Annotated in this window: 23 protein-coding genes; 4 read left to right on the plus strand and 19 right to left on the minus strand. The window is 65.7% G+C overall.

Going from position 1 to position 21,099, the window contains the following annotated elements:
* Positions 1 to 277: 277 nt before the first annotated feature.
* The 16 genes from AOK17_RS50845 to AOK17_RS27315 all read right to left on the minus strand — a co-directional run bounded on the left by AOK17_RS50845 (position 278) and on the right by AOK17_RS27315 (position 13,565).
* Positions 278 to 631, minus strand: a complete 354-nt coding sequence (locus AOK17_RS50845) for a hypothetical protein (RefSeq protein WP_157881402.1) — start codon at positions 629 to 631, stop codon at positions 278 to 280.
* A 425-nt stretch (positions 632 to 1,056) separates the two neighbouring features.
* Complete coding sequence (locus tag AOK17_RS27245) at positions 1,057 to 2,502, minus strand: tyrosine-type recombinase/integrase (RefSeq protein WP_169801954.1); 1,446 nt, start codon at positions 2,500 to 2,502, stop codon at positions 1,057 to 1,059.
* Positions 2,499 to 2,690 carry a helix-turn-helix transcriptional regulator gene (locus AOK17_RS27250; RefSeq protein WP_055615198.1) on the minus strand — a complete coding sequence of 64 codons (192 nt, stop codon included), beginning with the start codon at positions 2,688 to 2,690 and terminating at the stop codon, positions 2,499 to 2,501. The genes AOK17_RS27245 and AOK17_RS27250 overlap by 4 nt, the downstream gene beginning before the upstream one ends.
* A 314-nt stretch (positions 2,691 to 3,004) precedes the next feature.
* The gene (locus AOK17_RS27255; RefSeq protein ID WP_169801955.1) at positions 3,005 to 4,549 is read right to left on the minus strand and encodes a YfjI family protein; all 1,545 of its coding nucleotides are present in this window, start codon (positions 4,547 to 4,549) and stop codon (positions 3,005 to 3,007) included.
* A gap of 283 nt (positions 4,550 to 4,832) precedes the next feature.
* Complete coding sequence (locus tag AOK17_RS27260) at positions 4,833 to 5,750, minus strand: bifunctional DNA primase/polymerase (protein WP_425424640.1); 918 nt, start codon at positions 5,748 to 5,750, stop codon at positions 4,833 to 4,835.
* Positions 5,751 to 5,836: 86 nt separating this feature from the next.
* Positions 5,837 to 6,145: a hypothetical protein gene (locus tag AOK17_RS27265; protein ID WP_245697392.1), complete on the minus strand. Its 309-nt coding sequence runs from the start codon at positions 6,143 to 6,145 to the stop codon at positions 5,837 to 5,839.
* Positions 6,142 to 6,747, minus strand: coding sequence for a hypothetical protein (locus AOK17_RS27270; protein ID WP_055615199.1), 606 nt, complete (start codon positions 6,745 to 6,747; stop codon positions 6,142 to 6,144). The genes AOK17_RS27265 and AOK17_RS27270 overlap by 4 nt, the downstream gene beginning before the upstream one ends.
* Before the next feature lie 9 nt (positions 6,748 to 6,756).
* On the minus strand, positions 6,757 to 6,945 hold the full coding sequence (locus tag AOK17_RS27275) for a hypothetical protein (RefSeq protein ID WP_055615200.1): 189 nt from the start codon (positions 6,943 to 6,945) through the stop codon (positions 6,757 to 6,759).
* A gap of 152 nt (positions 6,946 to 7,097) precedes the next feature.
* On the minus strand, positions 7,098 to 7,349 hold the full coding sequence (locus tag AOK17_RS27280) for a hypothetical protein (protein ID WP_055615201.1): 252 nt from the start codon (positions 7,347 to 7,349) through the stop codon (positions 7,098 to 7,100).
* 140 nt (positions 7,350 to 7,489) lie between these two features.
* On the minus strand, positions 7,490 to 9,727 hold the full coding sequence (locus AOK17_RS27285; protein ID WP_055615202.1) for an FtsK/SpoIIIE domain-containing protein: 2,238 nt from the start codon (positions 9,725 to 9,727) through the stop codon (positions 7,490 to 7,492).
* A 164-nt stretch (positions 9,728 to 9,891) separates the two neighbouring features.
* Entirely contained in the window at positions 9,892 to 10,275 is a 384-nt protein-coding gene (locus AOK17_RS27290) for an RRQRL motif-containing zinc-binding protein (protein WP_055615203.1), read from the minus strand.
* The gene (locus tag AOK17_RS27295; protein WP_055615204.1) at positions 10,275 to 10,925 is read right to left on the minus strand and encodes a GGDEF domain-containing protein; all 651 of its coding nucleotides are present in this window, start codon (positions 10,923 to 10,925) and stop codon (positions 10,275 to 10,277) included. The genes AOK17_RS27290 and AOK17_RS27295 overlap by 1 nt, the downstream gene beginning before the upstream one ends.
* Positions 10,922 to 11,884 carry a DUF2637 domain-containing protein gene (locus AOK17_RS27300; protein ID WP_425424641.1) on the minus strand — a complete coding sequence of 321 codons (963 nt, stop codon included), beginning with the start codon at positions 11,882 to 11,884 and terminating at the stop codon, positions 10,922 to 10,924. The genes AOK17_RS27295 and AOK17_RS27300 overlap by 4 nt, the downstream gene beginning before the upstream one ends.
* Before the next feature lie 62 nt (positions 11,885 to 11,946).
* A complete protein-coding gene (locus tag AOK17_RS27305) occupies positions 11,947 to 12,393 on the minus strand; it encodes a Pycsar system effector family protein (protein ID WP_055615206.1) in 447 nt (148 codons plus the stop codon).
* On the minus strand, positions 12,390 to 12,680 hold the full coding sequence (locus AOK17_RS27310; protein ID WP_055615207.1) for a hypothetical protein: 291 nt from the start codon (positions 12,678 to 12,680) through the stop codon (positions 12,390 to 12,392). The genes AOK17_RS27305 and AOK17_RS27310 overlap by 4 nt, the downstream gene beginning before the upstream one ends.
* 111 nt (positions 12,681 to 12,791) lie before the next feature.
* Positions 12,792 to 13,565, minus strand: a complete 774-nt coding sequence (locus tag AOK17_RS27315) for a DUF4097 family beta strand repeat-containing protein (protein WP_055615208.1) — start codon at positions 13,563 to 13,565, stop codon at positions 12,792 to 12,794.
* Between the two features lie 607 nt (positions 13,566 to 14,172).
* On the opposite strand from AOK17_RS27315, the gene AOK17_RS27320 reads away from it, so the two are divergent.
* The gene (locus AOK17_RS27320) at positions 14,173 to 14,943 is read left to right on the plus strand and encodes a helix-turn-helix domain-containing protein (protein ID WP_055615209.1); all 771 of its coding nucleotides are present in this window, start codon (positions 14,173 to 14,175) and stop codon (positions 14,941 to 14,943) included.
* The gene (locus AOK17_RS27325) at positions 14,940 to 15,413 is read left to right on the plus strand and encodes an NUDIX domain-containing protein (protein ID WP_055615210.1); all 474 of its coding nucleotides are present in this window, start codon (positions 14,940 to 14,942) and stop codon (positions 15,411 to 15,413) included. The genes AOK17_RS27320 and AOK17_RS27325 overlap by 4 nt, the downstream gene beginning before the upstream one ends.
* Here the strand turns inward: AOK17_RS27325 and AOK17_RS27330 are convergent.
* The 3 genes from AOK17_RS27330 to AOK17_RS50850 all read right to left on the minus strand — a co-directional run bounded on the left by AOK17_RS27330 (position 15,401) and on the right by AOK17_RS50850 (position 17,417).
* Positions 15,401 to 15,970: an HD domain-containing protein gene (locus AOK17_RS27330; RefSeq protein WP_206190841.1), complete on the minus strand. Its 570-nt coding sequence runs from the start codon at positions 15,968 to 15,970 to the stop codon at positions 15,401 to 15,403. The two genes, AOK17_RS27325 and AOK17_RS27330, sit on opposite strands and share 13 nt — an antisense overlap.
* 11 nt (positions 15,971 to 15,981) lie before the next feature.
* The gene (locus tag AOK17_RS27335) at positions 15,982 to 16,425 is read right to left on the minus strand and encodes a GntR family transcriptional regulator (RefSeq protein WP_055615212.1); all 444 of its coding nucleotides are present in this window, start codon (positions 16,423 to 16,425) and stop codon (positions 15,982 to 15,984) included.
* Between the two features lie 134 nt (positions 16,426 to 16,559).
* Positions 16,560 to 17,417 carry a hypothetical protein gene (locus AOK17_RS50850; RefSeq protein ID WP_157881403.1) on the minus strand — a complete coding sequence of 286 codons (858 nt, stop codon included), beginning with the start codon at positions 17,415 to 17,417 and terminating at the stop codon, positions 16,560 to 16,562.
* Between the two features lie 1,363 nt (positions 17,418 to 18,780).
* On the opposite strand from AOK17_RS50850, the gene AOK17_RS27345 reads away from it, so the two are divergent.
* On the plus strand, positions 18,781 to 19,683 hold the full coding sequence (locus tag AOK17_RS27345) for an S-4TM family putative pore-forming effector (RefSeq protein WP_281198641.1): 903 nt from the start codon (positions 18,781 to 18,783) through the stop codon (positions 19,681 to 19,683).
* A gap of 92 nt (positions 19,684 to 19,775) precedes the next feature.
* Entirely contained in the window at positions 19,776 to 20,609 is an 834-nt protein-coding gene (locus tag AOK17_RS50855; RefSeq protein ID WP_157881404.1) for an SMODS domain-containing nucleotidyltransferase, read from the plus strand.
* Positions 20,610 to 21,099: the final 490 nt, after the last annotated feature.

Below are 21,099 nucleotides of genomic sequence, written 5' to 3' on the forward strand. Positions count from 1 at the left end.
CTCCGGAGCCGTGTGCGCAGGTTCGAATCCTGCCGGGGGCACTTCGCTTCAACCAGCCAGATCATGAGGCTGACCAGCGCATGTGCCGAGCATGAAGAGCGGGAACCAGTCTCACTGGGTCCCGCTCTTTGTCGTTGTTACGCACTGATCGCGATAGACCTGCGATAGAGCCCCGTAACCACCACGGCTGCCCTACGACATCCCGCGCCGATCACTCCTCGCTTGACGCTCCCGCCCAAGCTCGCAGGCGACTGCCGAAGGCGCATTGCCGGAGCCCTCAGTCAGCCCCTTCTCCCAAGGGGTAGCACTCCTGAATCAACACAAGGAGCTGCTGTCGCACCGAGGTGAGACTCTCGAGCGTGGTCTGCATCTGCGCGGCCATCGCATCGAAATCGCTGTCACCGAGTCCGCGCTTAAGCGCCTCATTGACGGCACGGCAATGCTCGTCCACCCACTGCGATCTAGCGCTTACCGCGCACTCAAAGTCAAACAACAGTCCAGGACAGTAGATGTCCATCAGGGTATGAAGAGAACGCCTGGCGGCTTGCCGGCGCTTAGCACCACTCCACCGTTGCAGTACCGGAGCCGAAGGCTTCAGCACCGAGTCAATGTCGCCTTGCACCCTGATCACCCAGCCGCCACCCTGCGCGACGCCAACCCTCGCGAATACGCCCCTGCGGACATTTGACCTGAGGTAAGCAGAACGGGCCTCCGGCAACCTCAGCTGCCCCAACAGGGCGACAGCTTCACTCGTTCGTTCTGCTGCCCCACACCATTCACGCAAGATCTCGTGAAGCTCTATGAGTGCTGCGTGCATATTGGGCCACGAGGGCGTCCCGAGTGCTTGACTCGCGACTCCCTTGAGAACTGCGGCCCCTGCCTTCGCTACGGCGACCTCGGCTCCCGCCATTTCGCCCCCTATGGTCAATTCAAGTGCACTCATCATGCCCTCGCCTTGGGTGGTGCACCAGGGTTTCTGAACCAAGGTGCACCGCGTTGGCGACCTCAAGGGTCCGCTTTCAACCTGGATCTGCTCCGACGGCCCGATCACCTCAGCTACACCTGCGGCCACGCCAGTTCCTTTTCGATCTTCTTGTTCATAGCCTCCTCCTGGCCGTAGATGCACCCCTCGTAGACGCGGTGGATTACCTCAGGCGAATTGCCGACCCTCCGGGCAACCTCAGCCACGGGCACGCCAGCGTTCAGCCACGTCGTGATGCATGTGTGCCGCAGGTCGTACGGCCTCCCTCCGAGAATGGACGCCTGAAGGTCCGGCGACAGGGCGTACTCGCGAGCGTCCCGCCACACGCGCCAATAGGTGCTGCTACCCACAAGTCCACCCCGCTCGTTTGTGAAGAGCCGCCCATCCTTGGCTGTGCCGAACTCCTTCAGATGGGCACGGAGTATGGCCACGAGCGGCGGGGGGATCGGGACCGGCCGGTCTTCCTTGGCCTCCCTCGACTTCAGGCCGCGCTTGTCGTGGCGTTCTCCGCTGTCTGTCCACTGCTTGCCCGACACGGGGTGCGTGTCGTGAAGCGTCAGAACGCCCCACCCCTTCTCCGGAAGGAAGCAATCAGCCTTGCTGAGTCCCACGGCCTCGCTTGGGCGGAGCCCCGCGAAGTACATGACCGCATAGAAGCCCACCAGGCGCCGACCCTTCTTGCGGTCCCAAGTTCCGACGTACGAGACCGAGGCGAGGAGTTGAGCAGCCTGCGTCTTGTTCACGAGAACGCGGGGGTCCACTCGGTCCGATGAAGCACTCTTCACCCTCTTGATAGCGGTGAGTGGATTCTCCGTCAGAAGCTTGCGCTCGATGGCGTATTCAACCGCGGTGTTGAGCGCGCGCCGCCGGCGACGGGAGGTCTCCCCCGCCGCTGGGTTGCCGTCCAGTTTGAAGGAGATCCGATACTGGACATCGCGAAGAACCTTCGGGTCTTCCAATGAGGAGACGAGAAGCGACCTCTTGGATATCCACCCGTAGGCGTCCTCAAGTTCCTCCGGCGGGTCAAGTTCGGCGTTCTTGGGAATGACCGCCCACCGGAAGGCAAGACGCAACTCTTCCGGTGACGGCATTTTCTGTTCCTGCTCCACCAGTGCCAGCGTCACCGCGGCGAGCCCGTCAGCGATTCCCTCACGGGTCTTGGCCGCGGCGGTCGGCCAGCGCATCTCCATGTACTCGCGACAGAACACGAACCAGGCCAGTTCCTCACGGGCTTGCTCCGCGCTGGCCTCGGCTCGTACCTCGGATTCAGGTAGACCGTCCGTGATGCGGAATGCCTCGCCACGGCGCATCGCCTGCCACAGATCAGATCTACGACTATCCGCGAGAGCCACCGTGGCGAAGGTTGCGCTACTGACCTTCCCTCCGACTTTCCAACGCAGTTGGTAGGGACGGGTCTTGCTCTGCGCCTTGGACACCTTCCACAAGCGGACATCGAGAGAAAACCCATCCGGGGCTGAGCTGTTGTTCTGCTCGGCCCGACTGTCGGCGCCCTTCGTCACGCAGTCTCCTCCAACGTCTGGAGCCACCGGCTCAGTTCGGACCGCCGGATTCGCACTGCACCGTTCGGGAGCTTGATGGACTTCGGGCCCTTCTTGTACTGCCGCCAGCGGTAGAACGTCGCTCGCGGTACACCTATCTCTTCGATCACTTCGGGGATGGTGAGCATCTCGTCGCGGGGCTTGGCCACGACTCCTCCTTGAGCAAGAGGGCAAGGGAAGGTGGTGAGACCAGCCGAGAGCCGTCACAGAAACCACGAAATACACAGAAACCCTGGATTGGTGGGCTGACCTGCGGTGATGCCGCGCGGTGTGGGCTGCCACAGAAATCGCGGAAAGCTCCACAGAAATAGAAATCCGGTCTGGCGGGTCCGGTGCCCGGCTATTTCTGTGGCTTCTCGGTTCGTTTCTGTGGCAGCACCCTGCAAGCCCCTGACGCGGCTGTCTGCGCTGGTCAGGGGCTCGCCGGGGGTATTTCTGCGATTCTGTGGTTTCTGTGGCGGGGTCAGGCGGTCGGGTTGGTCAGGCGGGGGTGGACCAGGTAGCGCGGGGAGGGCGGCCGGCCGCGTCCTCCGGTCCGCTGGACGGCTTGGGCGCGCACGTACCCGTGGTCTTCCAACAGCGCCAACACTGGATCCAAGTCATTGGCGGTGCGGAACTCGGAGCGGGAGAGCTTGACCATCAGGTCGCGCTTGCTGACCTCACGCCACCCGTGGGTGCGCAGCGCTTCCAGCACAGTGCGGGCCCGTTCCGCGACGCGGTCGGCGCCCATGGAGTCGAACGCGGCGAGGCTGTGGCTGATGAAGTACTCGGCCAGCGCGATCGCGTCGCGCATGGTCGCTTCCGCCACGGGCACCGTGTGCCCTTTGGTGAGGTGTTCGGCGAGGTGGAGCAGGGCGGCCATGCGTGCGGCGGCACCGACCAACTTGCCACCCCAGTCCCCGATCTGCCCCATGATCCCGCCGCGGGCTTCCAGCATCGGCTCCACCCGCGCCTGAAAGGCGGTGAGGGTGGCGACTGCCTCGGGGGTGAGCTGGATGACGGCGGGGTCGGTCCACTCGGCGAGGAACAGCGTCAGGTCCAGGACATGGCGCCGGTAGGTCTCCATCACCTGCTCGGGGATGGGGTCCGGTTCAATCTTGCGGCGGCCGACCAGCGACTCGGGCACGGAGTAGAGGAACCTGCCGAGCAGGCCGCGGCCCTTGAATCCGTCCTGGCGCCCGATGTCGTCCAGTACCTGTGGCTGGACGCACAGGCCCATGGTGAGGGCGGGGTGTTCGATGTATTCCTCGCGGGTCTGCCGGTCGACCTTGAGGCGGTCTCCGGCGTGGCCTTTGAGGAAGACTCCCATGTTGGGCTTGCCGGAGTAGCGTCCGGCGATGATGTCGAAGATGTCGCCCTCGGCGGACATGACGGCGATCCGGCCGCCCTGCTCTGCCATGCGTGAGGTGACCGTCTCGGCGGTGGTGTCGTCTGCGAGCAACTGTGGTTTGGCCGGCACGCTGACGCTGTCCGCGGTCTGCGCCAGCGCGATCGCGGTGGCCACCATCTCGTCACGCTCGTCGCCGTTCGCGGTGGCTGCTTTGGTGGTGGCCTTGTCGGCCGCCTCCTTGGCGAGGCGTGCGGTCATCTCGGCTTCCACGATGGCCGGTTGGGTCAGCGTGCGCAGTTGCTGTTCCGCCTCGTACAGCGGGTCGGTGAGCAGGCCGAACACGGCCGATTTGCGGTTGGCGGGTGGCAGCGAGACGACAACGTAGAGGTTGGTGGGCTCGCGCCAGTGCCCGCGTACCTGCACCACCGACCGGCCACCGGCCGCGGTGGCCAGCACAGACAGCGCGACGCATCCGGCGAGGTCTACCGGAGTTTGGGTCTCCTCTGCGACCGCGGCCACGAACTCCCGCAGCCAGGACGGCAGCGAGCCGACCGGGAACGCGGCGAGCTTGCGCGGTCCGGCGAGGGGAACGGGGTCCTCCCACACAGGTGGGGGTGGCTCTTCCGAGGTGGACAGTCCGTCCCACAGATCGGGGTTGCCCACAGGCTGTGTGGTCATGAGACCGCCCTCCCTCCGACGGTGGTGGCGTGCGGGCAGATGCCGACGGCACGGCCGCGGGCTCGTTCGTGACGCCCGCAGGCACAGAGCCAGTCCGCGACCGGTACGCCCACGCACCGGATCTGAACACCCGGGGTGATGCCGGTGACGGTGACCGTTTGCGAGCCAGAACCAACAGCAGTGCGGACGCCTTCGGCGACGTCCTGTCGGCCACCCATGGCCGCCTGCGATAGGCGCTGTGTGGCGTTCTGAGACTCTTTGGGAGTATTGGCGGGCTTGATGGTCATGCCGCGCCGCTTTCGGCCGTCCGGAGACCGTTGGTGACCGCGCGGTGGGCGTAGGGCTCGGGGACGCCGACGGAGACGGCCGCGGCGACGATCTGCCATCCGAGGGCGTCCAGTCCGCACGGTCCGGGGCACTGTGCGTGCTGCGTGGCGAGGAACCGGGCGACGCCGAACGCCCGTGAGGCGGCGCCGGATTCGGTGCGGGCGCGCACGAGGGCGAGACCGCGGTCCAGGCCGGTGCGCACGTACGGCTCGGTATGGCGGCATCCGGTGGCAACCGTCCGGTCCCACGTGGCGCGCCCGGGGAGGGAAGAGACCACCTCGCCGCGCGGAGGGGTGGTCTCTTCCTTCACGACCAGCGCACGGACGGCAGACGGCAGCACGGTCATGGTGCCGGTGCCGGGTCCCAGCCAACGGGCGTAGGCCATACGGGACTTGATGTCCACGCCCGGCCGCACCGCGTTGGCCGACTGCATGGCGCCGCGGTAGATCCAGTGCTCACCGCGAGTGGTCGGCACGGTCCGCGTGACGGGCAGTGTCGCCCTGGCCCACGCGAGGGCGTCCGTGTTGTCGAGGTCCACGACCGTCAGGCCGACCCCGCCCGGGTGGTAGGCGACGGCCGCGGCCTGTCGCCACGCCGCGGCCCATGCGGGCGAGGTGATGACGCTCGGGTCGGTGGTTGCGGCGGCCCACGCGTGGCATACCGAGGGGCAGTGGCAGGTGCCTGCGTGCTTCATGTTCGGCCGCCCGCCGCAGGCGTTCTTGGCACAGGTTCGGCAGTTGCCGAACGGCAGCTTGCCCGCCCGCAGCGGGAGTGCCGGCACACCGGCCGCGGCGAGATCCAGGGCGGTTGCGAGGTGATGGCTTCCTGCCGGATGCATGCCGTGGGGCGGCATGGTGGTGCGGTCAGGTGTCATGCTGGGGTTCTCCTGCGTTCTGTTGGAGGGACAGGGAGAACCGGGCGGGCGCGGTCTTGTGGTGAGAGGCGCCCGCCCGGGCACGTCTAGAAGGGCGGTTCGTTGCTGTAGCCGTCCGGTGCCCACGGGTCGCGGACGGTGCGGCGTCGTCGCAGCCACCGGGGAAGGCGCGGCAGGGGCAACAATGTCCAGCGGCGGTGTTCGTTCCAGCACGTGCAGGGGTCCCACTCGGTACCGGCGTACTCGCCGTTGTGGTCGCCGTAGTCGTACTCGAAACCACCGTCGCGCTCACACTCCCGGCAGTTCGGCCGGGGCGTGTCGGTCAGCACCAGCGTCCGGCGGAGCCACCCACCGGTCACCTGGATACGCAGCCGGGGCAGGGCGCGGCGACTCATGCGGACTTCCTTCCAGCGGTGGGGAGTTCGGGCAGGCCCGCGGTCTCCAGGGCCGCGGGGTCGAAGCCGGGCAGCATCGCGCGGGCGGTGAGCGCCTGCGCGAGGGATTCGGCGTAGGCGGCGCCAGTGCGGGCCACCTCGATCTGTGTGCTGCCGCGGATCGTCTCGACACGCTCGACGTGGGCGCGCTCCTCGCGCCGCTCGCTCACGCGCCGCTCGTACGAAACGCGCGTGCGGCGGTCCTGTCGCCAGTACCGAGCGGCGAGCCCGTAGGCGACGGCCGTGGCAAGCGCCCAGAGCAGCAACGGCAGCGAGAGGCCGTCGGCGTACCCGGCCACACCCGCCAGCGCGAGCCCGCCGGAAGCGGCGAACGCGGTCCCGGCGATGACGGGGTCTCCGGCGCGGCCGACGCTCGCGCACGCTCCGGCCGCCGCAGCGGCGAGGGACAGCGCGGTCATCAACACGGCGTTGCCGACGGAGTGTTCGGCGCCATTCGCGTTCCAGATCCGCGCCAGGATCAGCACCGTGGACGTGGCGAGCGCGGGCGCGGCTTTGGGGGCGATGAGGGCGAGCCAGTGGCGCGCCACGATCTGCTCATTCACGGCGGTCTCCTACAGGTCCGGGAGCGCGCTGACCACAGCGCTCATGAGTTCGTTGACGGTGGAGGCGGCGCCGGTGGAGGCGAGGTAGAAGCCGAACATCACGGCGACGAACGCGGAGCCCGCTCCGAGGGTCTTGGAGCGCAGCAGCATGAACAGCACGAAGCCGAAGAGCAGGGCGAGAGAGATGGTCACGGCCATGGCGAATCTCGCTTTCGGGCGAGGTGGAAGGGTTGATACGTTCCGTGGGCCCCGGGTGCTGGCAAGTTCGGGGCGATGACCAGCGACCGCGCCCACCTAGCGTCTGCTTGATGCGGGGTCCGTCTCATGACGGGCGGTCGCCGGCCGCATGCTCAGCCAGTGCCCGCGCGGTAGATGCGGGCCCACCGGTTGTAGAGCCAGCGGCCCACACGTATGCGCTTGCCGGTGGCCTTGCAGCGGCGGCAGTCCTTGCCGCGCTTGGGCCGTCCCTTGCGGTCGGTCTTGAGCGCGTGGCCCATGCCGCGGCACTTGCGGCAGTTGCCGAACGGCGAGGACGCACACACCGTGGCGTAACAGATTGTTACGCCGAGAATGAGGGCGATAGCGAGCAGGGCAGGGGTCATGGCGGGCCCTCCGGGCGGGTTTCAGGGGTTTCCGCAGGTGGGCCGCTATCCGCTAGCGGCCTGATCACAGCAGGTTTGAGGCGCTAGCGGGGTCGCTAACGTTAGCGGGGGGTGCCGCTAGCGCTAGCGACCCCGGAAGCTCAGCCCGCGTCCCGCTTTCCGTCACGCTCCGCAATCGCGGCCGTGATGTGGGCACGCTCGATGCCGCGCCGGTTGACGACCTTGCCGTCCACGCGGCGGCCGACCTGGATGGTGGCGATGCCGTGCGGCTTGAGCGCCGCGGCGAGCGCGTCGGGGTCCCATCCCTCGTAGACGTCGGGGCGCAGTTCGGCGAGCCGGGACACGACCGTCTCGGACCACACCTTGAGTTCCTTGGCCGGGACGACGGCGAGGATGTCGGCGAGCAGGTCGTAGCCTGCGCTGACGCTGGTCTCCGGCTCCTGCCCGAGGGCGTATCCGGCGAGCGTGCCCGCCTTCTCGCGGACCGCGCGGGCCCGCAGCGCAATGCGCTCCGCTTCGACCGCGTCGACGAACACGGACCGCACGATGCGGGCGTCCGCTCCCTCGCCGACGAAGTAGCAGATGCCCTTGTCGGCCCAGCTGAACATGGTGGCCCGCACACCCCGCTTGTACGAGGACGTACCGAGGACCATGTCGTTCTCCAGCTGGCCCATGACCTTCAGGCACCACCGGGCCGACGCGTTCGCGCTGATGCCGGTAGGCAGCGACTTGGCGTCCGGGCGCTGCGTGGCGAGCAGGAGCACGATCCCGGTGGCCGGGCCGCGCTTGACCAGGTCCGTGCAGATCTCCTCGAACTCCGCGCCGTACTTGGGGTGTTCGAACCACTTCTGGCACTCGTCCACCCCGATCACGATCGGGTGCAGACCCAAAGAGGGCTTGTCAGCGAGTTCGCTGGTCACCTTCGACTCGGGGCAGATGTCCCGGGGCAGGGAGCGGATCACCTTGGCGCGGCGGCGCAGTTCGCCGCGGACCTCGCGCATGTCGGCGAGCGCGTATTCGAAGTCCTCTTCGTCCTCGCCGGCGCGGTGCCGGTAGGCGACCGCGTCGCCGACCGGGTCAAGGTCGCCGGTGCCCTTCATGTCGTAGGTGTGCAGCTCCGCCCGCGGGTCCAAGGCTGCGATGAGCATGAGCAGCCTGAGCAGGAAGGTTTTGCCCATGCGCGGGATCGCGCCGATGACGCCCGCGATGTACATCAGGGTGATGTCGACCCAGCGTCCGCGCTGGTCGGTGGCGAACGCGGCAGGCTTGAACAGATCCACCGCGCCCGCCTTGGCCAGCGGCCACGCAGGTGCCTTGGTCTTGGACATGTCCTGATCGCCCACCCACAGCACGAGACGCCCGGTGTGCTCATCCGGGACCGCTTCGGGCCACACGCAGCCGAGCGGGCGGCGCAGGCCGGAGGCGAGGCGCTCGCGGCGGTCCATCACGTCCGTGACCGTCACCCCGTACGGGAGGTCACCCTCCGCACGCCAGCCGGGACCATCCCGGGTGATGGGCGCGGTGAACGCGAACCCGTCCCGACCCTTGCCCTGCGCCTGATTGATCGCGGGAATGCCGAGCGCACCCAGGGCCCGCAGCACGATGTCACTGGTGAGCTTGACCGCGGTGGGCAGCTCCACAGCCTTGTGGATGACCGGAGCATCAGCCTTACGTCCGGCGCCCCCGAGCGCCAGCGTGACCGCACCGACCGACACGGCCTGAAGCCAGCCCGGAGCGAGCACGTAGATAGCCAGCGCGGAGCCGAGCCCGATGAACATCGCCAGCACGGCCACCAGGGTGCGCAGCCGGACCCGACCATCCCGCTGCCGGGACAGCTTCAGGTACTCGGCTGCGTCCTCGCGCCGGACCGCGGCGAGTCGCACCGGCTCACCCTCACGGTCGGCCACCCACCGCATCGTGGCGCCCACGAACTTCGCGGCACCGGACGGCGCCTGGAAGGTGAGGCGGGCGGCGTAGACCGGGGAGCGCAGTGCGTGATAGCCGACCGAGTGTGCGTAGTGGCGGGCCACCCACGCCGACGCGGTCCGCAGTTCCGCGAGGGACTTGAGCCAGATGGGAACGACCGACCGGCGGCGGGCGCCTTGCAGGCGACCGAGGTAGCCCGGACCGGCCGCCTTCGCGGTCGGATGGTCGACCATCACGGGGGCGGTCGGGTCGGCCGACTCGACCGCCGACCGGTCCAGCGCGGAGTCGGCCGACGGGTTGGTGTCGGGTCGGGCGGTCGGGTCGGGCGACTCGCTGCGGGCGGATCGGGCCTTGTCGAGGTCGACCACCTCGCCCCCGGACGGGGCGGTCGGGTCGGCCATCTCGGCTTCCAGCCGGTTGAACAGTTCGTTGTCGTCATCGGGGTGATTCACTGACAGTTCCTTCCACTTCAGGGTGTGAGGGAGAGCGGGCCCGGCCGTCGCTGTAGGAGGTGAGCGGTCGGGCCTGCGGATGAGCATGAAGTGCGGCAAGCAATTTGGAACGGGTCCGGCTGTCCGCAGTTGTCCGCAACTCAGCGGACAACTGCGGACAGCCGTCAGGCGGCGCGCTGTTCTTCGAGGGCGATGCACAGGCCACAGATGCCGTACGAGGTGGGGATGCAGTAGCCGACGTCCAGTTGGCAGCTCGGGCAGGTGCGGCGGGCGAGCATCGCCAGCGCGAGCGCACCCCACTTGCGAGAGGTCATCGGGCGGACCGGCTTGGCCAGGTCCTCGCGGTAGAGGTATGCGACGCGTACGCCACCGGCGCGCCGGTTGACCCGCATCACCTGTGCCGCGATCGGCTGCCCGCCCGGACGCAGCCCCTTCGCGCGGAGCTGACGGCGGGTGGTGTAGCCGTCCGGGGCGAGGCGCCACGGGTAGGTGGGCACGCCGTAGCGGGCGCCGGTCGGGTCGAAGCACTTGCCGTAGACGGCGGACATCAGGCCGCCACCTCGACGACCGGTGCGTCAGTGCGGGCGCCGGTGCGGCCGGAGCGGCGGCCGGTGACCGTGGCGAACAGTCGGCCCAGTCCCGCGTGGCGCAGTCCGGCGCGGCCCTGTTTGGCCGCGTACATCGCCTCATCCGCCCGCCGCAACAGACCCGACAGGTCGTCCGCGGGGAAGTCGGAGGCGCGGACCCAGCCGAGCGAGACGGTGGTGTGCATGTCCGGGTCCTGGCCGTCGACCGGGCGGGCGAGCACGCCGTGCAGGACGGCGAGCAGGTCACCCGTGGTCCCGTGGTCGTCGATGACGACGGCGGCGAACTCATCGCCCCCGAGCCGTCCCACCACCCCGGACCGGCCGACGTGGCGGGCGAGGCGCTCCGCGGTCGCCTTCAACAGGGCATCGCCGGCGGCGTGGCCGTGGGTGTCGTTGATCTGCTTGAAGCGGTCCACGTCGGCCAGCACCACTACCGCGCGCGGGTCTTTGAGCAGGGCCGTGGCGCGGCGGGTGAACCCGTCGCGGGTGCGTAACCCGGTGAGCGGGTCGCGCCGTGCCGTGTGCAGGCGAGTGCGTAGCCACCAGACGTGGGCTGCCCAGGCAGCTATCAGGGGCAGGGTGGACAGCAGGACCGTGGGCAGGGTGCTCATGCCGCTGCCCCCTCGCCGATGTCGTCGGTCGCGTCAGGCTGACGTGAATCGGTAACGGCGTTGTCGACCGCGTGCAGCGGGCGGTCGTTGGCGCGCTCGGCTTTCAGCGCGTCTCGGAGCTTGCGGGCGTTGGCGGCCGAGCAGTGCACCGCGGTACGGACGGCTTCCGCGTTCAGCTCCGCATCCGTCCACGTCGCGGTGAGCGTGCGCGCCTTGCTCAGCAGCTCTTCAAAGGAGCGCTGCGGAGTGCCCTTGGCCTTCGGCTTGGGCTGACGGCGCGGGCGCGGCGTGGCCGCGGACGGTTGTGCCGGCCGATTCTCCACCGGCGCCGGTACAGGAGTGTCCTGGTCGGTGGCGGGGGCGAGTTCGCCCATGCGCAGCATCACGCGCTCGCGCCGCGGTGTCTTCGTGCGCCACTTGCGGCCGTAGCGTTCGCGCAGGTCCGCGCGGGCCAACTGCCGCTCCTTCTCCCGCGCCAGCGCCTCCGTGTAGGAGGTGACCTCCCACAGCGTCATCCGGCGCCACAGCGCGAACGTGGAAGGAAAGGCCAACAGCCAGCGGGAGAACCTGATCTTCTCCATGCGGCGGCCGGTGGCCGCGCCGATCCGCACGGCGTAGATGTGCGCGCCGATCTCGGAGAACACCACCCACAGCAGCGGCATCGTGCCGTGCGCAACCTTCGCCCACACGTCGTGTCCGGCGGCGACGTTGAGTCCGCAGGTGATCAGGGTCAGGATCCAGGGCACGAACCGCACCCAGGCGAGCGCCATGTCCATCCGGATCAACAGCAGGTTGGCCACGGTGAACACCGGGATAGCCACGTCGATGCCGACTGGCAGCATCCACGCCTCGCTGAAGCCCCAACGGGTTGCAGCCTCGGAAACGGCGTCGAAGGAGGAGATCAGACCGAGCGCACCGACTCCGGCCGCGGCGAGCGCGCCAAAACCGGCGAGCCCCATCTCAGGCTTGGTCAGCGGCGGCACCCCGGACGCGGGCGCCTCGGGGGCGAGGGGTGTGGCGCTCATGCCGCACCTCCCACGGTGATCAGGGCCGCGATGATGAGCAGCGCGCCGCCCGCACAGGTCAGGTCGACCGCGCGGCGCAGGCCGGTGAACTTGGCGACCGCGATGCGGGACAGGCCCGCAATGTCCGCGGCCCGGTCGGTCGCCAGGGCGGCAGTGATCTGTTCGGCGGTGAGCGTGGCCCACAGCGGAAAGCCGTGCCGGCCGCGCAGGTTCGGGCGCACCGACCGCAGCAACAGCCCGGCCGCCGCAACCAACAGCGCCATCCCGAGACCGCCCACGATGCAGGCGGGCAGGGACAGCGGCATGTCCTTGGCGACCGTCCACGATCCGGCGAGGACCGCACCGACGAACGCGAGCAGCAGACCGGTCTTGGTGTCGGTCCGCGTGATCTCCGCTTTCACCTCCGCGTGCGCGGCGGCGAGCATGGTGTCCTGGGCGCTCATGCCGCAACCCCCTTGCGTGCCACGCGGCGGCGCCGGGCGGGGCGGGCCAGCGGGATGACGTCGAACAGGTCCGGGTTGTCCTCGATGACCTGCGCGGCCATGCGGATCAGGTCGTCGGGAAGGTCGGGGTCATCGGCGAGGATGTCGCGCGCCGCGTCCTCGCGGGCCGCGCGCTCTTCGTCGCTCTCGCCCTCGACCCCGAGCCACAGCTCAACCGGGGTACCGAGCGCCAGTTCCGCGAAGTCCGCGGCAGAAATGGCCTGTTGGCGGCCGATGTACGTACGCATGAAAGATCTCCGGAGGGTGGAGGGACAGGGAAAGGCCGGGCCGGTCGCGGTGGTTGGTGAGAGGCGACCGGCCCAGGAGATGAGCGGCCCCGTACGGGGCGGTGGTACGGGTCAGCGGTTGCGGACGCGCCCGGAGAGGCTGTTCGCGGACACGCTCAGGTGGCGGGCGCCGGAGATCCGGACGTCACCGGAGACGGAGTGGGCGCTCACGGTGCCGGAAGCGGCGCCGGTGGCCGTCACGGCGATGTCGCCGGAGGTGCTGTTCAGGTTCGCGGCGCGGCCGTTGTAGAGGTGCACCTCGATGTCGCCGGAGACGGAACAGGCGGCGACCTGCTCGCTCACGTGACCGACGCTGATGTCTCCGGAGGTGGTGTTCGCGGTGAGCTGCCGGACGCCCCCGGCGTCCAGGTCGCCGGAGACGGAGCGGAACTCCATCCGGTCGACGTCGCCGGACACGAACGCGTCCGCGGAAGTGGAGACCACCGCGAGGGAGGACCCGACGGGCAGCATGACCGTGGCCGTGATGGGGCTGACGGTCTGGGTGTTGCCCATGCCGCCGGAGACCACGCGGCCGTTGATGACGGTCACGCCGGTCACCGATCCGTAGACCGTGCCGACGCTCTGCACGATGCGGTTGCCGCGGGTGCTCTGCACCATCACGTTGCCCGGCATCTCCGGCACCTCGATGGCCAGCGCCTGCCCGTCCTGGCGGGTACTGGCCCGGTTCACCGCGTCGGCCGCGGGCCCCGTGCTGTCGTCGGTGTGCAGCGTGATGCGGGCGGTCGTGACGCTGCTGAGCACCTGCACACGGACGTCGCCGACCGGCAGCGACAACCCCAGCACGATCGGGCCGGAGGTCTGCGAGGCAAAGGTGCGCTCGGTCATGGTCAAGCTCCTCAAAGGGGCGTTGGAGTGGGACACGGAACGTGCGAACGGGACGGCCGCGGTCGTGAAGTGGTGAGAGACGGCCGCCCCTCGATGTGGTCGTGCCTTGCGAGCCAACGGAGCGCGGCTCCCCCTCACCGCACCTGCGAGAGATGCGGATCGGGCAGCCGGCCGGCGCACCAAGGTGCGGCGGAAGTTGAGGTGGTACGTGTCTCCTTCATCGCGACCGCGCTCCCGTGTCAGGTAGAGCTGTCCGGCCTCGAAGTAGGCGTATGGAGACGTGACCTTTCGGTCTGAGCCCTCCGGTGAATGCCAAGGCGCCGGGTCGCCTCCCCCCGTCCGATGCGGGGCTCCTGGTCGTGCGCTCGTTCGGTTCGCTGACGCGACTCGAACAGGAGGAACATGTATTACGTGTTCCTCATCTTGCAGAGAGAGGTTCGCTCCGTCAAGCCCTTCGGCTGTTTGAGGTCTGCGGGCCCCTCGTGCTCGATGCACCTACAGACTGGCGTCGGCAGCGGCGACGATCGACTTCGCAGTTGTACGGCTCAGGTCGTTCCTAGCTACCGTGAAGTCGAACCAAGTCGTCCCAGGAAGTCGGAGGTTGGCCGTGGCGAACGAGCGACTGCGCGGCGCGATAGTGGACTTGGGCCTCACGCTCGATGAGGTCGCCGAACGACTCGGGGTCGCGGCCAAGACGGTCGAGCGATGGATCAACGAACCCGAGCGCAAGCCATATCGCCGCTTCCAGTTCGCAACAGCATCGCTGTTGAGGTGCGAGGTGTCGTACTTGTGGCCGGACGAACGCACGTCAGCTGAGGTCGCGGCCGCTGGCAACGCGGAGTTGGTCAGGCTCTATCCACACCGATCCGTCGTCATGCAAACCCTCTGGACAAGCCTCTACGCCAAGGCCACCCGTCAGTTTGACCTGTTGGTGTACTCCGGGTTCTGGCTCACAGAAGACGCGTCGTTCCACCGCATCGTGAAGGAGAAGTCGGCCGACGGAGTGCCCATCCGCTTCATCCTGGGAGAGCCCACTTCGCCGGCCGTGGCGGTGCGCGGCGAGGACGAAGGGATCGGCGCAGCGATGGGAGGCAAGATCCGGAACGCTCTCATCAACTACGGTCCGCTCTTCGACCTCCCCGGAGTGGAGTTCCGGTTGCACGGTACGACCCTCTACAACTCCATCTACCGGGCCGATGACGAGATGCTGGCGAACGGCCACCTCTACGGCGTGGGCGCCTACATGGCCCCCGTATTGCACCTGCGACGCGTTCCCGGCGGCGAACTCTTCGACGCCTACGCTGAGAGCGTTGAGAAGGTCTGGGAATCGGCCCGCCCGATCTCTGAACCTGCCGATTGGGAAGGCACTGCCCGATGAGCCGCATCGACTACTTCCGCGACCCGAACGCTCCTCACGCCAACTCGGTGGTGCCCTCGGTCACCGCGGTCGTCCGAGACGACGGGGGACGGTTGCTGCTCATCCACAAGACGGACAACGATCTGTGGGCACTGCCCGGTGGTGGCCACGACATCGGCGAGCGCATCGGTGACACGGCCGTCCGTGAGGTCGCGGAAGAGACCGGCATTGACGTTGAGGTAGACAGCATCGTGGGGCTCTACACCGACCCTGAACATGTACTGGCGTACGACGACGGAGAGGTCCGGCAACAGTTCTCCATCTGCTTCCGAGCCCGCCCCGTCGGCGGTTCCCTGCGTACGAGCAGCGAGTCAAAAGAGGTCCGCTGGGTTGACCCAGCGGACCTTGACGGGCTGGACATTCACCCGTCGATGATGCTGCGCATCCGCCACGGCCTCGATGACACGCGGCGAGAGCCCTACATCGGCTGACTGTCGGCGGAGACCTGCGCCAACCGGCCCTCAACACGCTTCGCCGCCGCATGGATCTCGGGGGCCGCGCGCTGGATGAACCGCCCGACGATCGTGTCTGGGCCGTACCGGTGCACGATCTCATCCATCCGCTCGGTCGAGGAGGTCGGCGTCCCATCGGGCGTCGTCGTCATGTCGCAGTACAGCAGGGCGTCGACCAGGTCCGGACGCTCTAGCTCGAACTCCCCTTCTAGCTCCTGCCTCAGCCCGCGCTCCTCGGCTTCCAGCAGGGCGCAGGAGTGGTGTGCCACGAGACGAACGACCCGCTTGTCTGCCCGCTCTTGGTCTCGGAGGAATCGCGCGCCATCCAGGGGGTGAAAGCCGGTCGTGGCGATGGCCGGCGAGTACCCAATGTCATGCAGCACCGCAGCGGCTTCCAGCAACTCGGCATCGTCACCCATGATCGGGCCCAAGGAGCGAGCGCGCTCGGCAACCCCCAACGAGTGCGCCCACCGGCGCGGGAGCGGATCGGACAGCAGCGATTCGGAGAGCGAGTACGCCCACTCAGTCAGTCCCATGGCGGCCAAGACTAGGGCCGGGTGGTCGGAGTGGGGAGAGCACGCACAGTTCGCCCCTTGCCGTGAACGGTAGCGAGCAGGCCGTTTCCCTCCATCTGGGCAAGGACACGGCGAACGGCGGTACGCGAGGCGCCGAAGCGCCCGCAGAGTTTCGCTTCCGACGGGTACGTGTCGCCCACGGAGAGAGAATCCTCCGCAATCAGATCAGTCATTCGCTCCGTCAGGGAGCGGCGGTCACCGCTCCGGACGACCCGCCACCCGATGCCAGGAGCGGAGTGAACAACTCCGTCCGCTTCCAACGTCTTGAGCGCTCGGCGGATGGTGTTGCGGGAGACGCCGTGCGAACTCATGAGGGCAGCCTCCGACGGCAGAGTGTCAACGTCACCCGATGCGATCTGTTGACGCAGCACCTCAGAAACCTGCAAGTACGTACCTCTCGGACTCGCCTGCGGCACGTGATCTCCCCTTCCTCAACCCCATCGGACCCTCCCCTGGTGGATCCTGGCTCCAGCTTCCCATAAAGGGGCACCTTGGAGCCCTGCCGACCTCGATCCGGCATCTCCTCGGTCTGCGCACCCCACCCCAACGCCTAGTCCATGAAATACGTTGCTCGCGTTGGCCAAGGAACTGCTTTCCCATCCAGCTGGATGCTGAGCCGATCGCCACTCTGTCGGCGCCTCGCGAGCGCCTCAACCAACTCATCATATGGCAGCGGTTCAAATAGACCGGGAAGAAAGATCGTGTGCTCACCGAGAACGACAGCCACGCAACGAAGTTCACGAGGGCGCTCCACCAGGATAATCCGCCTCTCGTCAGGGGACGCGCCAGGGGAGCGGAGAAAGTACGTCTGCAAGATATTCACGTCTGGCTGCTTGAGCTGGTCCCTGAACGGATCCATCACCTCTCTGAGGATGTACCCCCAGCCCAACGCTGCAAAGGCCGCCAGGTACGCCGCACGAATCCAAGAGACCCTGGCGCGCACTTCATCAAATCTAGTATGTACGGTGAATGAAAAGTTAGGCTGGTCATCCCCACTATCGGCGTATGCGTTAAGCGCCTCAAAGTGAGCAGCCTCCACCTTCGGATCATTCTTCTTCGGTACACCAAAAATCTGAACGCCACTCTCTGTCCGTTGAGCTACTCCCCTGAGTGGAATGCCATCAATGTAGACCGTGGCCGAAAGCTCACGGCCAGTCACCTGCCCACGCATGAAGGCATCAGAATCAGCCCTAGTTGCTGCGTGTGAATCAAAATCTGAGCCCGCCGTGTTGTTGCAGCTTTTACATGTCAGAAGTAGTGGGCGCCCACCGACACTCTTCGGCGGAACGTCCTCGATAGTCAGAAGGCCAACCTCCACGGCTGCGCGAGGGTAGGCCACTAGACAGCACGGACAAGCATAGAAATCCTCGTCCGGGAGTTCGTCGGCAACACCAAGCAGTTCAAGCACGTGCCTGAGCTTGGGCGCTCCCTCATCGAACCATCTCAACCGCTTATCCATAGCTCCCTAACTTACTGAACCTAACCATCAAAGCGATCGCAGTCTCGCTCCATCGAGAAGCCTAATTTCACAATTACGGCTTGTTGGACTTCCCACCCTTCCGCCCAATCACGGACCGCAGAACCTTCAGGATTTCCAAGCCGCGTTCATGGAGAACCGTGACCACTGCACCAAGGAATGAAGCCCCGGCAAGAGCTGCGGTAATCAGGGTGGTAATGAGCTCGGCGTCCATTACGCTGGCCCCCGCTCGCTGAGGTAAGTCGTGAATCCGGCACTTAGCAGTGTAGTGATGAGCAAGATGAATGAATTTCGGCCGAGAACCGCTGGATCAATATTCTTGTCATCCGCACCAGCGGCGAGGAAGGTTGCAAATAGCAAGACAGCAACATTCCAAAGTGTCCAGAATAGAGGAACATTTTTGGCTCTCATATGCGCCTGCGCGATCGCCGAAGCCGCTAGACCCATGCATACGATATACAGGTCAGCACGGGCGCAAAACTCGAAGAAACCAGGAGCCTGATGATTCTTCAGAGAAGTCTCCTGAACCAATTGCGCAATTGGCGGAAGGATCGCAAAAACAACGGCACACATAAACCATGTGCCAAGTTTCTGCAAAGGCGTGTGCTCGGGTACTGGGGCGCCCACTGACGCCGGCCCTGCGCTACCAGCACCAGAACCTCCACCTTGGGGCGAGATGGGAGGATTAGTCGTGTTTGCCCCTTGAGGTGAGGCAGATGGAGGTGGAGTGGACAATTCGCAGAGCCCTCGATTCAGCGCTTCTTCTTCGGCACCCATTCTCTTACCGCAACGGGAGCACCAACGTCTCGACTTCCGAGAATACGGACAGGCTAGAACATTCGTTCCAATTTTGGTCGTTCGCAAAACCGTCCCACTCGGTCAGACTCGCCTCGATCAACGCCCAACCCTTCGGCCGCTGCCCTCGACCAGCCGAGATACCCCAGGTAGCAGCTTGGATCAGAAACCCACCCTGCCTTAGGTAACACCACCCACCCCACAAAACTCATAGCGCCACGACCGTCTCACTGGACCCGAAATCTTCCCGGGAACCCACTCAACTCAGGCGACATGCTTCCCAGTTCTGCGTAACCTCGTTCCTTGGCAAGTACAGCATGTGGCTGGCATGGTCACCTTACTGATGTGGCATCTCCGGAAGATTCGCGCTTTCCCCTGATGATGGGAACACGCCCCTGTTTTGAAGTCAGTTTGTGTACCCATTCATCCTCTATAACAAGGACTACAGGCACCGCTGAATCACCGAGGCCGTTGTCCGCACGGGCGGAAACTTACAGTTATGGCACAACCGACCACACCTAGAATCTGGGACTCCCAGAACACCACAGACAGACGACGCATGGTTGCCGCGTTCGCCCGCCTCTACACCGACGCCAAGATCGTGTTCACTCTCCGCGTCGCCGCCGTCTTCATGCTCGCGATCGCCAGTGCCGTAGTAGCGCTCGCCAAGCCTGGCTTACGTACCATGATCGGCGGCGGCGGCGGCATCTTTCTGCTGGTGCTCTCGTTCGTCATTGGGAGCATCGAAAAGTGGTTCCGGACGCGGGCGTCGGCCACCCAGGAGAAGTTCGACACCGATGTTTTCCAGTTGCCTTGGAACAGTCTTCATTCCGACCATCCCCCTCAGCACGTCATCTCCAAGGCCGCGGCACGCTACAAGGGAACCCGCGATAAGGACTGGTACACCGATACTGGAATGACCCACCGCCCGTTTGATGTATTGACCTGTCAGGCTTCCAGTTTCGGTTGGGGAGCCACGATGCACCTAATTTGGGCATGGATGCTCGTAGGAGTAGCCGTAGCCATGGCCGGGATCGTCGCAATCGTTGGATGCCTGGTTGACCTTTCAGGTGGAGACATATTTGTCTCCCTCATCATCCCGTCTCTTGCCCCATTCAAGGAAGTGGGTGAGCAGATCAAGGCAAACTTTGAGGCGGCGAGAACCAAGGAAGCTGTTGAGCGCAAGGTCAACGACATGTGGGCAAAAGGCATGGATGGTTCACATGTTACGACGGATGAAGAATTGCGCTCTATACAGGACAAGATCCTGCTCCTTCGCCAGAGCAATCCGTACGTCCCCGACTGGCTCGACGACGCATTCCATGAGAAGAATGAGGCGGCCATGCGATCCGGTGTCGCTGACAAGGTCGCACAGGCTGAGCGTCACGGGCACGCAGGCTGAAGCCGGGCAGTACACCATTGAGATCGCCGGATGCCGATAGGCGTCTCGAAGGCTTGAGACACCATGGAACGAATCAAAGGCAGGAACCACGAATGGCAGAGACCACGCTCGGCTACCTCAATGACTTGATGTCGAAATACACTCCGTCCAGCACCTATTTCGACGCAGCGCGGACTCATCGCTGGGGGATCCAGAATCGACTGGACTCATGGCTTGGCGTGAAAGAAATGTTCGAAACTGGCTCCCTGAAACACGGAACCGGCGTGTGGTTCTACAGCGATGTGGACTACATTGTAAGCCTTAAGGGTTCCCGTCCGACACAGGCCACAGCACTCAACAAGGTTCGCGATGCCCTCAAGGACAAGTACCCCAACACCACGGTGCGCGTCAGTCGGCCTGCGGTTGTCTGTGAATTTGCCAAGGGGAGCGAGACCGTCGAGGTTGTCCCGGCCTTCGATGCTGTTGGTGGTGGCTACTGGATCCCTGACCCCAAGACTGGCGACTGGATGAAGTCCCACCCCAAGGACCACAATACCTACGTCAATGACGCCAATAAGAAACACTCTGGTGCGGCAAAGAAACTAGCCCGCCTGGCGAAAACATGGAAATATAAGCGCTCTGTCCCTGTGTCGTCCTGCTACCTCGAAATGCGCGCAGCAAAGTACGCGGACGGCGAAACAGAGTGGGTCCTACCTATCGATATCTATCGATACCTGAAGAACCTCCGCGACATCGAACTCGCAGCGATGAATGACCCCACGGGATTGGGTTCACGCTTCAACGCCTACTCGTCCGATTCCACCAAGGCCAACGCCATTTCCAAGCTCGATACCGCAGTCAGCCGAGCCTCAAAAGCCAAGAACTACTATCACGCCGGTGACCACACCCAAGCAATCGAACAGTACAAGTTGCTCTTCAACCAGTAGCAAGCCAGAGCCCTCCCGCCCCGTGCATGGATCGATACACCGGGGTGCCCGCCACAACCCATCGCCTGCCAGGTGCGGAGCCGCGTCACGCAGAAGTACTACCCGTAGGTGTTCATGGGAGCAGGATGTCGCGACAGCGCCCGCACTGGGAGGGGTGCGCATGGTACGCGATAGAGATCGGGCGCTGAATCAACTGACTACGACGTATGGCCAGGTCAGAGCAACTTTGGAGAGTGCTCTTGGCATGCCCTCCGGAGCCGTGTGCGCAGGTTCGAATCCTGCCGGGGGCACCCTTTATAAGGTGCCCAAAGACCCCGCCATCAGCGCTTTAGCTGAGGACGGGGTCTTCGCGTATGTGCAGGCAGATGCCGCTGAAAGCAGACGTTTGCCAGTGATCACGTTGTAATAGCGTGTTGATCTTGAGGGGCTTCGCCGCAGGTCACGCGACCTTTTCAGCTCCCTCCAGCGTAGTAGTCCGGGCACGACGAAA

The sequence above is a fragment of the Streptomyces phaeochromogenes genome (assembly GCF_001418655.1).
Taxonomy (GTDB): domain Bacteria; phylum Actinomycetota; class Actinomycetes; order Streptomycetales; family Streptomycetaceae; genus Streptomyces; species Streptomyces phaeochromogenes.

Coding starts and splice junctions, on each gene's coding strand:
- AOK17_RS27255 (WP_169801955.1), bottom strand. CDS start 4,549: ATGACCACACAGCCTGTGGGCAACCCCGATCTGTGGGACGGACTGTCC.
- AOK17_RS27260 (WP_425424640.1), bottom strand. CDS start 5,750: ATGACACCTGACCGCACCACCATGCCGCCCCACGGCATGCATCCGGCA.
- AOK17_RS27265 (WP_245697392.1), bottom strand. CDS start 6,145: ATGAGTCGCCGCGCCCTGCCCCGGCTGCGTATCCAGGTGACCGGTGGG.
- AOK17_RS27275 (WP_055615200.1), bottom strand. CDS start 6,945: ATGGCCGTGACCATCTCTCTCGCCCTGCTCTTCGGCTTCGTGCTGTTC.
- AOK17_RS27280 (WP_055615201.1), bottom strand. CDS start 7,349: ATGACCCCTGCCCTGCTCGCTATCGCCCTCATTCTCGGCGTAACAATC.
- AOK17_RS27290 (WP_055615203.1), bottom strand. CDS start 10,275: ATGTCCGCCGTCTACGGCAAGTGCTTCGACCCGACCGGCGCCCGCTAC.
- AOK17_RS27295 (WP_055615204.1), bottom strand. CDS start 10,925: ATGAGCACCCTGCCCACGGTCCTGCTGTCCACCCTGCCCCTGATAGCT.
- AOK17_RS27300 (WP_425424641.1), bottom strand. CDS start 11,884: ATGGGGCTCGCCGGTTTTGGCGCGCTCGCCGCGGCCGGAGTCGGTGCG.
- AOK17_RS27305 (WP_055615206.1), bottom strand. CDS start 12,393: ATGAGCGCCCAGGACACCATGCTCGCCGCCGCGCACGCGGAGGTGAAA.
- AOK17_RS27310 (WP_055615207.1), bottom strand. CDS start 12,680: ATGCGTACGTACATCGGCCGCCAACAGGCCATTTCTGCCGCGGACTTC.
- AOK17_RS27315 (WP_055615208.1), bottom strand. CDS start 13,565: ATGACCGAGCGCACCTTTGCCTCGCAGACCTCCGGCCCGATCGTGCTG.
- AOK17_RS27325 (WP_055615210.1), top strand. CDS start 14,940: ATGAGCCGCATCGACTACTTCCGCGACCCGAACGCTCCTCACGCCAAC.
- AOK17_RS27330 (WP_206190841.1), bottom strand. CDS start 15,970: ATGGGACTGACTGAGTGGGCGTACTCGCTCTCCGAATCGCTGCTGTCC.
- AOK17_RS27345 (WP_281198641.1), top strand. CDS start 18,781: ATGGCACAACCGACCACACCTAGAATCTGGGACTCCCAGAACACCACA.
- AOK17_RS50855 (WP_157881404.1), top strand. CDS start 19,776: ATGGCAGAGACCACGCTCGGCTACCTCAATGACTTGATGTCGAAATAC.